18 protein-coding genes are annotated in these 13,255 nt (G+C 68.8%); all 18 read left to right on the top strand.

Annotated features, from left to right (window positions below; all coding sequences use genetic code 11):
• Window positions 1–106: 106 nt before the first annotated feature.
• Window positions 107–373 (top strand): DNA -binding domain-containing protein, encoded by a 267-nt coding sequence (locus SL003B_RS01505; RefSeq protein WP_013651062.1) that lies wholly within the window; start codon window positions 107–109, stop codon window positions 371–373.
• Window positions 374–497: 124 nt separating this feature from the next.
• Window positions 498–806 carry a transcriptional regulator domain-containing protein gene (locus tag SL003B_RS24080; protein ID WP_013651061.1) on the top strand — a complete coding sequence of 103 codons (309 nt, stop codon included), beginning with the start codon at window positions 498–500 and terminating at the stop codon, window positions 804–806.
• Window positions 730–1,275, top strand: a complete 546-nt coding sequence (locus SL003B_RS23685) for a DUF2285 domain-containing protein (protein ID WP_013651060.1) — start codon at window positions 730–732, stop codon at window positions 1,273–1,275. The genes SL003B_RS24080 and SL003B_RS23685 overlap by 77 nt, the downstream gene beginning before the upstream one ends.
• Window positions 1,276–1,410: 135 nt before the next feature.
• Window positions 1,411–1,698, top strand: coding sequence for a helix-turn-helix transcriptional regulator (locus tag SL003B_RS01495; RefSeq protein ID WP_013651059.1), 288 nt, complete (start codon window positions 1,411–1,413; stop codon window positions 1,696–1,698).
• 12 nt (window positions 1,699–1,710) lie between these two features.
• Window positions 1,711–2,907: a replication initiator protein A gene (locus SL003B_RS01490; RefSeq protein WP_013651058.1), complete on the top strand. Its 1,197-nt coding sequence runs from the start codon at window positions 1,711–1,713 to the stop codon at window positions 2,905–2,907.
• Complete coding sequence (gene parA / locus SL003B_RS01485) at window positions 2,904–3,557, top strand: ParA family partition ATPase (RefSeq protein ID WP_013651057.1); 654 nt, start codon at window positions 2,904–2,906, stop codon at window positions 3,555–3,557. Before SL003B_RS01490 ends, parA begins: the two co-directional genes overlap by 4 nt.
• On the top strand, window positions 3,554–4,312 hold the full coding sequence (locus SL003B_RS01480; RefSeq protein WP_013651056.1) for a DNA-methyltransferase: 759 nt from the start codon (window positions 3,554–3,556) through the stop codon (window positions 4,310–4,312). The genes parA and SL003B_RS01480 overlap by 4 nt, the downstream gene beginning before the upstream one ends.
• Complete coding sequence (locus SL003B_RS01475) at window positions 4,309–4,566, top strand: ribbon-helix-helix protein (protein WP_013651055.1); 258 nt, start codon at window positions 4,309–4,311, stop codon at window positions 4,564–4,566. Before SL003B_RS01480 ends, SL003B_RS01475 begins: the two co-directional genes overlap by 4 nt.
• Window positions 4,563–5,081 carry a DUF2840 domain-containing protein gene (locus SL003B_RS01470; protein ID WP_013651054.1) on the top strand — a complete coding sequence of 173 codons (519 nt, stop codon included), beginning with the start codon at window positions 4,563–4,565 and terminating at the stop codon, window positions 5,079–5,081. Before SL003B_RS01475 ends, SL003B_RS01470 begins: the two co-directional genes overlap by 4 nt.
• Complete coding sequence (locus SL003B_RS01465; RefSeq protein ID WP_013651053.1) at window positions 5,078–5,623, top strand: S26 family signal peptidase; 546 nt, start codon at window positions 5,078–5,080, stop codon at window positions 5,621–5,623. Before SL003B_RS01470 ends, SL003B_RS01465 begins: the two co-directional genes overlap by 4 nt.
• A 47-nt stretch (window positions 5,624–5,670) precedes the next feature.
• On the top strand, window positions 5,671–6,006 hold the full coding sequence (locus SL003B_RS01460) for a DUF736 domain-containing protein (RefSeq protein ID WP_013651052.1): 336 nt from the start codon (window positions 5,671–5,673) through the stop codon (window positions 6,004–6,006).
• The gene (locus tag SL003B_RS01455) at window positions 6,007–6,729 is read left to right on the top strand and encodes a lytic transglycosylase domain-containing protein (RefSeq protein WP_013651051.1); all 723 of its coding nucleotides are present in this window, start codon (window positions 6,007–6,009) and stop codon (window positions 6,727–6,729) included.
• A gap of 244 nt (window positions 6,730–6,973) precedes the next feature.
• Entirely contained in the window at window positions 6,974–8,713 is a 1,740-nt protein-coding gene (locus SL003B_RS01450; protein ID WP_013651050.1) for a relaxase/mobilization nuclease domain-containing protein, read from the top strand.
• Window positions 8,714–8,743: 30 nt separating this feature from the next.
• Window positions 8,744–10,729 (top strand): conjugal transfer protein TraG, encoded by a 1,986-nt coding sequence (locus SL003B_RS01445; RefSeq protein WP_013651049.1) that lies wholly within the window; start codon window positions 8,744–8,746, stop codon window positions 10,727–10,729.
• Window positions 10,730–10,737: 8 nt separating this feature from the next.
• Complete coding sequence (locus SL003B_RS01440; RefSeq protein ID WP_013651048.1) at window positions 10,738–11,190, top strand: hypothetical protein; 453 nt, start codon at window positions 10,738–10,740, stop codon at window positions 11,188–11,190.
• A 66-nt stretch (window positions 11,191–11,256) separates the two neighbouring features.
• Entirely contained in the window at window positions 11,257–11,511 is a 255-nt protein-coding gene (locus tag SL003B_RS01435; protein WP_013651047.1) for a type II toxin-antitoxin system prevent-host-death family antitoxin, read from the top strand.
• Between the two features lie 10 nt (window positions 11,512–11,521).
• A complete protein-coding gene (locus SL003B_RS01430) occupies window positions 11,522–11,947 on the top strand; it encodes a hypothetical protein (RefSeq protein ID WP_041375734.1) in 426 nt (141 codons plus the stop codon).
• A 308-nt stretch (window positions 11,948–12,255) separates the two neighbouring features.
• Window positions 12,256–13,188: a P-type conjugative transfer ATPase TrbB gene (gene trbB / locus SL003B_RS01425; protein WP_013651045.1), complete on the top strand. Its 933-nt coding sequence runs from the start codon at window positions 12,256–12,258 to the stop codon at window positions 13,186–13,188.
• Window positions 13,189–13,255: the final 67 nt, after the last annotated feature.

Genomic DNA, 13,255 nt, shown 5'->3' with positions numbered 1-13,255 from the left:
GCGACGATTTTGCTCTATGCCTTTTCGGGCCATGTCGGGGCCGGGACCATGGCCAATACCTCCGATGCCTTCGCGGGCAGCGTCCCGGCCGTGAACGGACCCTGCCGTGAGTGACGACCCATTCCTCGACGAAGCCCCGGACTGCCCGGAGCTGACGCCTTACGACCGCAAGCATATGAAGCTCTACTTCCGCCTCATGGACTCGGCGACTGACGGCGCCTGCTGGCGCGAGGCGGTCTCGATCCTCTTCCGGCTCGACGCCGATCGCGAACCCGAACGCGCACGGCGCATCTACGACACGCATCTCGCGCGGGCACGGTGGATGTCCGAACAGGGCTACCGCCTTCTCGTACGCGAAGGCCGCCCGGCCTGACCGATCGCCGCGATGCCCGCGCGGCAACATTCGTTGCCAGCCAAGGGACTTCCTGAAACAGCCTAAAAGGCGAAATCATCGTCTTTCTACACGCAAAAATACTACGCGCAGGGAGGAGGAGGCGATGATTCCCGACATATCGCACTGGCGATCTTCTTCCACCTACGATTTCATCGACGAAATCGACTCCCCCGACATCGCCTGGGAATGGCTTCGCCGCAACGAGAAGTACCAGACCGACTATCGGAGCGTTGTCGGCGACACGAGCGGGGATGCGCCCGCTACTGCGCGCCGGATCAACAGTTGGGGGTTGTCCTTTCCCCATTCGCCCCGGCCTTTCGGCGACCGAAACCCCTGTGTTCTGGCTGCCCGCGCACGACACCGGCGCGGTCGTGCTCGCCGCCACCCCGCCGCTGCTTTCCGGCGGCGCTGACCTTTCGGGCGCTCTCGGCCCGGCCGATGCCGAGACGAGCGACGACGGCGAGTATTTCCGTTTCGATCTCGGCCGCGGCCAATACTTGAATCTCGTCAGGCTCCATGACGCCGACGCGGCGGCCCCGCTGTCGATCTTCATCCCGGTCGACACGGATGGTCTCGATAGAATCGATACGGCCAGCCGCCTTCTCCACGCGCTGCTCGGACGCCGCGTGCTTCCCGACAAGCGTGACCTGACGCGCCAGCAGCGCCGGCGTTCGCGCCATATGCTTCAAGCCGTCGACGGCCGCATGAACGGCGCCAGCTATCGCGAGATCGCCGGCGTCGTCTACGGCGTGGCGCGCGTCGCCGATGAGCCCTGGAAAACCTCCGCGCTGCGCGACGCCGTGATGGATCTCGTCAGGGACGCGTTCGCCATGATCGAGGGCGGCTATCTGACCCTGCTGCGCCAGCGTCGCCGCAATTAGTCCGGCCTCCAGGCAGGGGGGTGCGAAATTAGCATCGCTAACTTCGCACTCCCTCCTGCCGATTGTTCTTCGCCACCGTGGCCTTCGACCGCCGCTGACCATCAGCGGCCTCGCGAACCCCACGGAGGCCCGATCATGACGCCCGACATCTCCGACTTGCCGCCACGCTATCTTCGCACGCCCGAGGCCGCGCTCTACCTCGGCCTGTCCGGCCGCACGCTCGAAAAGCACCGCACCTACGGGACCGGCCCGGCCTATCGCAAGCTCGGCGGCCGCGTCGTCTACGCCATCGACGATCTGCAGGCCTGGGCCGAGCGCGGCGCCGTCACCTCGACCGCCGATCCGCGCGGCTCGGTGCTGCCCGCCAAGCGCCACGCATCCCTCATGTCGCCCGCCTTCAACGGCGCGCGGCGTCATCGCTGAGGCGGTGTCGGCATGCAGCGCCGTCGCCTCATCACGCCTAGCGAACGCAATACGCTCGACCCCTTCGTCGTGGCGACCGGCGACGCGAAGCCGCGCGATCAGCGCGACCTCATGGAACGGCCGTTCTTCTCGCTGGCCAAGGCCAAGCGCGTCGTTCCGATCAACTACGAGGCGGGCGACGTCCGCGTCGAGGTCCTCGCCGTGCAGGAGCACGGCATGGCGACCATCTGGGACGCCGACGTGCTGATCTGGGCCGCGAGCCAGATCGTCGAGGCCGAGAACCTGGGCCTTCGAACCTCGCGCTTTCTGCGCTTCACGCCCTACCAGCTTCTCACCGCGATCGGCCGGGAGACGGGCGCGCGCGACTACAAGCTGCTCAAGGGCGCGCTCACCCGGCTCCAGTCCACCGTCATCCGCACCAATATCCGCCACGGCGAAAACTGGCGGCGGCATCAGTTCTCCTGGATCAACGAGTGGGAGGAACTCACCCGCGCCGACGGCCGCGTCGAGGGCATGGAATTCGTCCTGCCCGACTGGTTCTACCGCGGCGTCATCGACCGCTCGCTGGTCCTCACCATCGACCCCGCCTATTTCCGGCTGACCGGCGGCATCGAGCGCTGGCTCTATCGCGTCGCCCGCAAGCATGCGGGCCGCCAGCCCGGCGGCTGGCTGTTCGACGTCCCGCACCTTCACGAGAAATCCGGCAGCCTGGTGCGCGTCTCCGACTTCGCGCTCCAGCTCCGCCGCATCGCGCTGCGCCAGCCGCTGCCCGGCTACCGGCTGCGCATCGAGCGCGAGGGCCGCCGCGAGCTGCTCCGGATACTGCCCGCCGGCCCGTCCACGCCCCCTGTGGACAAGGCTGTGGAAGCGATCGGGACTTCGCACGCAGACCTATCGGGATTTCGCACGCAGACGGTATCGGGACTTCGCACGCAGAAACCCCAATTAAGCCTCTGGCCCGAAACGACGATTCCGGGCCTTAACTTAGAGTCTAATAGAGAATCTAACCTTTTTGGGCGCGCGCGCGATGTGGAAAATCTCATCCGCAGCGCCGCCAGAAGTCTCGATGCCGGCACGGCAAAGACGAAGACCGGACATGGCCCGCAGGCTAATCCGCTTACGTCTTTCCGTAAATCCTCCTTTACGGCCGACGATACTTCCAATAACCGCACGCTACCGCGATCCCGCAAGCCGGGAGGGGCGTCATGATCGTCGCCGTCCTCAACCAGAAGGGAGGCGTCGGCAAGACGACGCTCGCCCTCCATCTCGCCGGTGAATGGGCGCGGCGCGGAAGGCGCGTCACGCTGATCGACGCCGACCCGCAAGGCTCGGCGCTCGACTGGTCGCAGCAGCGCGGCCGCGAAGGCCTGCCGCGCGCGTTCGGCGTCGTCGGCCTCGCCCGCGACACGCTGCATCGCGAAGCGCCCGAGCTGGCGCGCGACGCCGATCACGTCGTCATAGACGGACCGCCGCGGGTAGCCGGCCTCATGCGCTCGGCGCTGCTCGCCGCCGATCTCGTGATCATGCCGGTGCAGCCTTCGCCGCTCGACGGCTGGGCCTCGGCCGAGATGCTGGCGCTCCTGGCGGAAGCGCGCATCTACCGGCCGCAGCTCGCCGCCCGCTTCGTGCTGAACCGCTGCGGCGCTCGCACCGTCATCGCCCGCGAGACGGCCGAGACCCTGGCGGACCACGATCCGCCGGTGCTCGCCACCACGATCGGCCAGCGCGTCGTTTTCGCCGATGCGGCGCAGACCGGACGGCTCGCCTCCGAGATCGCCGCCGACAGCCCCGCCGCGCGCGAGATCTCGGCGCTGGCGGCCGAGATCGCGCGGCTCGGCGTCGGGAGGACCGCGCCATGACGGTGCTCTCCGAAACCGTTCTCGCCGGCGACTGCCGCGATCTCATGCCGGCGCACGGCCCGTTCGACATGATCCTCGCCGATCCGCCTTACGGCGACACCTCGCTCGCCTGGGATCGTCGCGTCGAGGGCTGGCTTCCGCTCGCGCGGGCCGCCCTCAAGCCGACCGGCTCGCTGTGGGTCTTCGGATCGCTGCGCTGCTTTATGGTGACGGCGATCCGGTTCGCGGATGCAGGACTTCGCATCGCGCAGGAGATCGTCTGGGAGAAACAAAACGGCTCCGGCTTCCATGCCGATCGCTTCAAGCGCGTGCATGAGCTGGCCGTCCAGTTCTATCCCGCCGAGACGCCCTGGCGCGACGTCTACAATGACGTCCAGACCACGCCGGACGCGCTGGCGCGGACGGTGCGGCGCAAGAAGCGCCCGCCCCATACCGGCCGTATCGACGCCGGCCACTATGTCAGCCAGGACGGCGGGCCGCGCCTCATGCGCTCGGTCATCTACGTGCGCAACGCCCATGGCCGTGCGATCCATCCGACCGAGAAGCCGTCCGCGCTTCTCGAAATCCTGATACGCACGAGCTGCCCGGAGGGCGGCCTGGTCGGCGACTGGTTCGCCGGATCGGGCGCGGCCGGCGAGGCCTGCCGGCTCTCCGGCCGCCGCTATCTCGGCTGCGAGATCGACGCCGCCATGGCCGAGCGCGCAAACGCGCGCATCGCCGCCGTGCTGCCGTTCGACGCGCGAGGCGCGTCATGACGGCGCGCGCGGAAAAGCGCGGCTTCGCGGCGCGGCCGGGCGACGCCGAAGGCTGGATCAAGGCCGCCGAGACGCCGCCCGCGCGGCCCAGCGCGGCATCCGCCGCCTTCACCGCGCGCCTCACCATCGACATCACGCCCGAGCTGCGCGGCCGCATCAAGATAGCGGCGTTCCGGCGCGGCGTCACCGCGTCCGACATGCTGCGCGAGTTGCTCGAACGCGAATTCCCCGACCGCCAAGGAGACACGCCATGACCGGCAATGCGGCGTTCCGCATGCGCGGCCGTCCGCTGCCGGACGGGCCCGCGCCCTTCACCACGCTCGTCGAACTCACCTGGATCGAGAAGCGGATCGAGAACTGGATCAGGTTTGGCCGCGAGAGCTACGAGCAGAAGCTCGATCGCCGCCGCAGGCTCGTCGGCTTCGCGCCCGGCACGATCTTCTGCCTCGTCCGCTGGGCCGCGAACGAGCACGGCACGATCATCTCGCGCGTCGACATCGTTCGCGCCATTGACCGGGGCGAGCCGTTCCAGACGCTCCCCTTCGTCCGCCCCGGCGGCGACATCCTGCTCAAGATCGACGGCTGGCCGAAGGTCGAGCGCGTGCTGCGGATCGTCGACGCGATCGAGGCGCAGGGCATCGATCCCGCCGAGGTTTCGCCCGACCACTGGCGGCACGTCCACAACCGGCTCACCGCCGGTCTTGAGCCGCGCGCTTACACCGCCATCCAGCACAAGGCGTTCCTCCTGCGCCGGAGGACCGCGCCGTGACGCGCCTCGGCTACGTCCTGGCGACGTGCCTCGCGGCGACGGGCGCCGTCGCCGCAGCGATCGTCCCGACGCCGACAAGGCTGATCTGGAACGCCACCGCGAGCGCGCCGGTCGGCTTCTACACGGTCGAGCCCGCCGATGCGCTTGAGATCCCCGATCTCGTCGCCGTGCTGCCGCCCGAGCCGCTCGCCCACTTCATGGTCGCGCGCGGCTATGTCGGCCGCGGCGTGCCACTCCTGAAGCGCGTGCTCGGCCTGCCGGGACAAACGGTCTGCCGCAGCGGGCGCACCATCACGGTCGACGCGATCGAGATGGGCGAAGCGCTGGAGCGCGACCGCATGGGCCGCGATCTCCCCGCCTGGCAGGGCTGCCGCGTGATCGGCCAGGGCGAGCTTTTCCTCATGAACTGGCAAGTCCGCGACAGCCTCGACGGCCGCTACTTCGGCGCGCTGCCCGCCTCGGCGGTGATCGGCCGCGCCGTCCCTCTCTACACCGACGACGACGGCAATGGCCGCTTCGTCTGGCGCGCGCCGACGCGGTGACGACGCGCTCCTTCCTTCCTCACCGCAACGCACAGGAGACGAAAGCCATGGCGCAGATCGGCCATTTCACTCGCACCGAATCCGGCTTCGAAGGGCGCTTCCGCGCGCTCGGTATCGACGAGCCGCTCACCTTCGTTCCGGCCGAACCGTCGGAGACCAAGAACGCTCCGGCCTATCGCGTGCTGCTCGGCGGTGAGGACGGCCTCGACATCGGCGCGGGCTGGTCGCATGTCGGCGAACGCGCCGGCGAGTTCGTCTCCGTCGACATCTACAGCCCGCTCTTCGGCGGCACGCTGCGCGCCAACCTCTTCCGCGACCCCGACGACGACACCGCCTGGGGCCTGCACGTCACTCCGCCGAAGAAGAAGCGGACGGAGGACTGAATGGTCGCGGTCCAGCATCCCGCCGGCGTCGGACGTTCTTCCACCGTCCGACGCCCCGCGCTCCTCCTTCTTTCCGGCCTGTTCGTCGCCGCGCCCTCTTTGCTCCCAGCTTATGCGCAGACCGTGCAGCCGGCGCGCACGGCAAGCGCCGATCCGCATGCCGCCCATATCGCGGAGGCGTCGCGGCGCTTCGGCATCCCGGCGGCATGGATCGCCGCCGTGATGCGCACTGAGAGCGCCGGCGACATGCGCGCCGTGTCGTCGGCCGGCGCGATCGGATTGATGCAGGTCATGCCCGCCACCTGGGCCGAACTGCGCCTTCGCTACGGCCTCGGCCGCGACCCGTTCTCGCCGCGCGACAACATTCTCGCGGGCACGGCCTATCTGCGCGAGATGCTCGACCGCTACCGCAGCGTCGCGGCCATGCTCGCGGCCTACAATGCGGGGCCGTCGCGCTACGACGAGCACGTCGCGAAGGGCCGCCCGCTGCCGGCGGAAACACGCGCCTATGTCGCCGCCATCCTGCCGATGATCGGCGGCAAGGCCGACATCCGAGCCGCCGACATCCTGCGCGCGAAACCCCGCGGATGGCGGGATTCGCCGCTGTTCGCCCGCGCGCCCACCGATGCGCCCGCCTCCCTTCCGGCGCGCGATCAGCCTGCCGTCGCGCCGCAGTCCGGCGACCTCTTCATCGCCCGTTCCGGCGCTGGAGGCCCGAAATGACGGTATTCGCGGTCTCGGTCAGCGTGGCGTGCAACCGGCGGGGATCGGCGGGGTGGAGGGGGAGGCGCAGAACCACAACCGGAGGATGGCGAGATAAAAAGGCGCGAGGTGCGCTGGATTCCGGTTGTGGTTTTTCAATTGGTTACGCGCCGCCTGCGCGATGTGCGCGGTTCTGGCGAACCTCGCGAATTTCCGGCTTGCGCCGTGATTTCATCGACTTGCCGCGATGTGCGGGGACTCGGCCATGAGCGCCGAGGACGATTTCCGCATCCGTCCGGGGCGCATCCGCTCCTCGCGGGCGCAGCGCGCCAGACCCTTCATCGCCCAGGCGCTCGCCGCCGCGCAGAAGGCCGGCGGCCGCGTCTCGCGCTACGGCCGGATCACGTCCGGCAACCGCTCGCAGTTCGGGCGCGGCCGCCGCGCCAGCGTGCAGGCCAACCGGGTGCTCACGCGCCGGTCCCGCAACGTCGTCATCAAGACCCGCGTGGTCCGGCACTCGGCGCGCGCCGCGCCGCTCGGCGCCCATCTCAAATATCTCCAGCGCGACGGCGTGACCCGCGACGGGGAGAAGGCCCGTCTGTTCGGCGCGGAGCTCGGCGAGGTGGACGCCAAGGATTTCGCCGAACGCTGCGAGGACGACCGGCATCATTTCCGCTTCATCGTCTCGCCCGAGGACGCCTCGCGCATGACCGATCTCCAGGCCTTCGCCCGCGATCTCATGAGCCAGATGGAAAAGGACCTCGGCACCAAGCTCGATTGGGTCGGCGTCGACCACTGGAACACCGACAACCCGCATGTCCACATCATCCTGCGCGGCCGCACCGATGACGGGCAGGACCTCGTGATCGCCCGCGACTACATCAAGGAGGGGATGCGCGCCCGCGCCCAGGACCTGGTGACGCAGGACCTCGGCCTGCGCAGCGATCTCGAAATTCACGCCAATCTGGAGCGGCAGGTCGAGGCCGAGCGCTGGACCGATCTCGACCGCCAGCTCATGCGCGACGGCTACCGCACCGGCGTCATCGACGTCGCGCCGCATCCGGACCGCCAGCCCGACGAATATCTCCCGCTCAAGGTCGGCCGGCTTCGCAAGCTCGAAGCCCTCGGCCTCGCCGAGGAGATCGGCCCCGGCCAGTGGACCATCTCCGAAAAGGCCGAGCCGACGCTGCGCGAGCTTGGCGAGCGCGGCGACATCATCAAGCGCATGCACCGCGCGCTCACCGAACGCGGCATCGATCGCGGTTCGGCGAGCTACGTGCTGGCGGCCGAGAGCCTGGACGATCCGATCGTCGGCCGGCTGGTCGAGCGCGGCCTCGACGACGAGCTGAAGGGCACGGCCTATGCCGTGGTCGACGGCGTCGACGGCCGCACCCATCACATCAAGTTCCCCGATCTCGACGCGACGGGCGACAGCGCGCCGGGTTCGATCGTCGAGCTGCGCAAGTTCGACGACGCGCAGGGCCGCCGCCGCGTCGCGCTCGCCGTCCGCTCCGACCTCGACATCGCCAAGCAGGTCACGGCGACGGGCGCCACCTGGCTCGACCGGCAGAACATCGCCCGCGAGCCGGCCTCGCTTTCCGAGGGCGGCTTCGGCGCGGAGGTGCGCGACGCTCTCGATAGTCGGGCCGAGCACCTGATCGAAAAGGGCTTCGCCGAGCGCCAGGGCCGCAGCGTGATCTTCAACCGCAACCTCCTGCGCACGCTGCGCCAGCGTGAGGTCGACGCGCTGGCGGATCGCATCGCCGGCCAGACCGGGCGCGCCTTCAACCAGTCGGGCACAGGCGAGTTCGTCGCCGGGACCTATCGCCAGCGCTTCACGCTCGCCTCCGGCCGCTTCGCCATGATCGATGACGGTCTCGGCTTCCAGCTCGTGCCTTGGTCCCCATCGCTCGAAAAGCAGCTCGCCAAGCACGTCTCCGGCGTCGCCCGCAGCGACGGCGGCGTCGACTGGTCTTTCGGCCGCAAGCGCGGGATCGGCCTCTGACCGTCACCACAAAAAGAAAGGAGCCTCGCCATGTCCGGCACGAAAATCCTCTGGGGCCAGATCGTCACCGTCTTCCTGATCGTGATCGCCACGACATGGATGGCGACGCAGTGGACGGCCTGGCGCCTCGGCTTTCAGGGGCAGCTCGGCACGCCCTGGTTCGAGCTGGCCGGCTGGCCGGTCTACTATCCGCCGTCCTTCTTCCTCTGGTGGTATTTCTACGACGCCTATGCACCATCGGTCTTCATGGAGGGAGCCGTCATCGCCGCGTCCGGCGGCTTCATCGCCATCGCCGTCGCCATCGGCATGTCGGTGATCCGCGCCCGCGAGGCGAGTGACGTCGACACCTATGGCTCGGCCCGCTGGGCGCGGCCGGACGAGATCGAGGCGGCGCGGCTGCTCGACCCGGACGGCGTGGTACTCGGCCGTCTCGACCGATCCTATCTGCGCCATGACGGGCCGGAGCATGTCATGTGCTTCGCGCCGACGCGATCCGGCAAGGGCGTTGGGCTCGTCGTGCCGACGCTGCTCACTTGGCCAGGCAGTTGCGTCGTCCACGACATCAAGGGCGAGAATTGGACCCTGACCGCTGGCTTCCGCTCGCGGCACGGCCGCGTGCTGCTGTTCGACCCGACCAACGCGCAATCCTCAGCCTACAATCCGCTGCTCGAGGTGCGCAAGGGCCAGTGGGAGGTCCGCGACGTCCAGAACATCGCCGACATTCTCGTCGACCCCGAAGGCTCGCTGGAGAAGCGGAACCATTGGGAGAAGACCTCCCATGCGCTGCTCGTCGGCGCGATCCTGCATGTCCTCTACGCGGAGAAGGACAAGACGCTCGCCGGCGTCGCCGCCTTCCTGTCGGACCCGAAGCGATCGATCGAGGCGACGCTCGACGCGATGATGCGCACGGCGCATCTCGGCGAGGCCGGTCCGCATCCAGTCGTCGCCAGCGCCGCCCGCGAGCTGCTCAACAAATCCGACAACGAGCGCTCCGGCGTGCTCTCCACGGCCATGTCGTTCCTCGGGCTTTATCGCGATCCGGTCGTGGCCGCGGTGACGCGGCGCTGCGACTGGCGGATCGCCGATATCGTCGGCGCGCGCCGGCCGACGACGCTCTACCTCGTCGTGCCCCCCTCCGACATCAACCGGACCAAGCCGCTGATCCGCCTGATCCTCAACCAGATCGGCCGCCGGCTGACCGAGGAGCTGGAGACGAAGGCGGGGCGCCATCGGCTGCTCCTCATGCTCGATGAGTTCCCCGCCTTGGGAAGGCTCGATTTCTTCGAGTCGGCGCTCGCCTTCATGGCCGGCTACGGCCTCAAGAGCTTCCTGATCGCGCAGTCGCTGAACCAGATCGAGAAGGCCTACGGGCCGAACAATTCGATCCTCGACAACTGCCATGTCCGCGTCGCCTTCGCCACGAACGACGAGAGGACGGCGAAGCGCGTCTCCGATGCGCTCGGCACCGCGACCGAGATGCGCGCCATGAAGAACTATGCCGGGCATCGCCTGTCGCCCTGGCTCGGACATTTGATGGTCTCGCGCTCGGAGACCGCGCGGCCGCTGCTCACGCCGGGCGAGATCATGCAGCTTCCGCCCGCCGACGAGATCGTCATGGTGGCGGGCACGCCGCCGATCCGGGCGCGGAAGGCGAGATATTACGAGGATGCCCGGTTTCAGGAGCGCGTCCTGCCGCCGCCGGCTATGGCGGCCGAGCCTGTCGAGCCGGACGACTGGAGCAAGCTGCCGCTGCCGGCGCGCCCCGAGATCGAGCTGACCCCGATCGCCGGCGTCGGCGCGGACGACGACGATCCGACCGATTCCGAACGCCGCCACCAGCCCGAACTCAGCCGCACGAAAACCGTCGAGAAGAAGGAGCCGATCGACAACGAATTCGTCATCGACGCCGGCGACGACAGCGAGGACGACACCGTGCGCAACAGCCGGATGAAACGACTCATGCGGCAGGTCGCCCGGCAGGCCTCGCTCGATCCCAACGACGGCATCGAACTGTGAGGCCCGCCATGATCCGCACCCCGAAGAAGCGGCGCCTCTCCGTCTATCTCGATCCCGACGTCATGGAGGCGCTCGTCGCCTATTCGGCGCGGCGCGACCAGCCGCGCTCGCTGATCGCCGAAGCCGCCATCGCGTCCTTCCTGTCTCCCGACGACGCCGAGCGCCGCGAGGCCGTCGTCGCCAAGCGGCTCGACCAGCTCGACCGCCGCATGACGCGCATGGAGCGCGATCTCGGCATCGCCGTCGAGACGCTCGCCGTCTTCATCCGGTTCTGGGTGACGACAACGCCGCCTCTGCCCGAGCCCGCCCATGCCGCCGCCCGAGCCAAGGCCGGCGAGCGCTACGACGCCTTCGTCGCCGCGCTCGGCCAGCGGCTCGTGAAAGGCCCGAAGCTCCGCCAGGAGATCTCCGAGGATATCGACCAGCCCGGCGATGACGGCGGAGCGGGCCGCGAGGGGTGATGCTGCTCTTGAACGATGCACGAATTATACGTATAATACGGGCACCAAGTTGAAAGGATGCCAGCCATGCCGACAGTCGGCTCTCTCGAATTCCAGCGCAAGTTCGGCGAGTTCCAGCACCAGGCGCAGCGCGAGCCCGTGGAGATCACCCGGCACGGCCGCCGTGAGTTCGTCCTGATGTCCGCCGATCATTACGACTGGCTCCGCGCCGCCGCGCAGCGAAGCCACCGCACGGCCGACGCCTCGGACGTCGTGATCGACGCCGTGGAGCGGGCCGAGATGGACCCGGAACACGCCAAGCTCGACGAGCTGCTGAAGTAAGGCGGACGTGGTGGCGCTTCCCGAGCCGAAGCCCGGCCTCGTCCTCCGTTACGACTACCTCTGGACCCATGAGGCGGCCGCCGGTCAGGAGCAAGGCAAGGACCGTCCGACTTGCCTCGCCGCCGCGACCGACCCGCAGGCCCGGCCCCGCTTCGTCGTGCTGCTGCCGATCACCCACACGCCGCCTTCGGGCGACACCGTCGGGATCGAGATTCCGGCGAAGGTGAAGCAGGCCATCGGCCTAGACGACGAGCCGAGCTGGGTGATCGTCTCGGAGCACAATATCGACGAATGGCCCAATGGCGGCCTGTCGCCGGTCCCCGGCAAGCGGGGCGAGTTCAGCTACGGCTTCATCCCGCCCGGTCTCTTCGCGACAATCAGGGCACGCTTCCTCGAACTGGCCCGCGCCAAGAAAAGCGGCTCCGTGCGCCGCTGACCGACCGAGACCGGGCGCCGACATCGGCGCCGTTCCTCCGACATTCCAGGAACAACTCAGCATAAGTCCAGGCGGGTGATTCGGAATTTTCCGGCCGCAAGCAGACCGGCGCGCGCAAGCGATTCCGCCGTTCGCCTGTCTTTGCACGCCACGGCGCTACTACGACCGATACTTGTTGAATCGGCCCGATTTCGGGCTCTTTTACTCATCCCCGATCCAGGGCCGCGCATGGGGCGCGCCCGCTACAGGACGGGGACGACGTGGCACGATCCTTGCAACAGACCGAGGCGACGACGCGGGGAGCACGCATGCTCCGTACCGCGCTCGGACCCGCGATCGCCCGGTTTCTTGAGGACCCCGCGATCGTCGAGGTGATGCTCAACCCCGATGGGCGGCTCTGGATCGACCGGCTGTCCGAGGGACTGGCCGATACGGGAGAGCGGCTGTCGGCGGCCGATGGCGAACGCATCGTGCGCCTCGTCGCCCATCATGTCGGCGCGGAGGTGCATGCCGGCGCGCCGCGCGTCTCGGCCGAGCTGCCGGAGACCGGCGAGCGCTTCGAAGGATTGCTGCCGCCCGTCGTCGCCGCGCCTGCCTTCGCCATCCGCAAGCCCGCCGTCGCCGTCTTCACCCTCGACGACTATGCCGCCTCCGGCATCATGAGCGCCGAGCAGGCGGCCGTGCTGCGAAACGCCGTCCTGGCGCGCTCCAACATCCTCGTCGCCGGCGGCACCTCGACCGGCAAGACCACGCTGACCAACGCGCTGCTCGCCGAGGTCGCGAAGGGCACGGATCGCGTCGTCATCATCGAGGACACGCGCGAGCTTCAGTGCGCAGCGCCGAACCTCGTCGCCATGCGCACCAAGGACGGCGTGGCGACGCTCTCCGATCTCGTCCGGTCCTCGCTGCGCCTGCGTCCCGACCGCATTCCCATCGGCGAGGTGCGCGGCGCCGAGGCGCTCGACCTCCTCAAGGCCTGGGGCACCGGACATCCCGGCGGGATCGGGACCATCCATGCCGGCACGGCGATCGGTGCGCTGCGCCGTCTCGAACAGCTCATTCAGGAAGCCGTCGTCACCGTCCCGCGCGCCCTGATCGCCGAGACGATCGATCTCGTCGCCGTGCTCGCCGGCCGCGGTTCCGGCCGCCGCCTCGCGCAGCTCGCCCGCGTCGAAGGGCTCGGCCCCGACGGCGACTACCACGTCATCCCCGCCATCCAGCCCCCGACAGGAGAACCTTGATGAAGTCGTCCGTGACCGCCTCGAATACGCCCGTTCCGCCGATCCCGCAGCCGGTCCAGCCGAGGCG

Source organism: Polymorphum gilvum SL003B-26A1 (assembly GCF_000192745.1).
GTDB lineage: Bacteria > Pseudomonadota > Alphaproteobacteria > Rhizobiales > Stappiaceae > Polymorphum > Polymorphum gilvum.
This window is presented reverse-complemented; position numbering and strand designations above follow the sequence as displayed.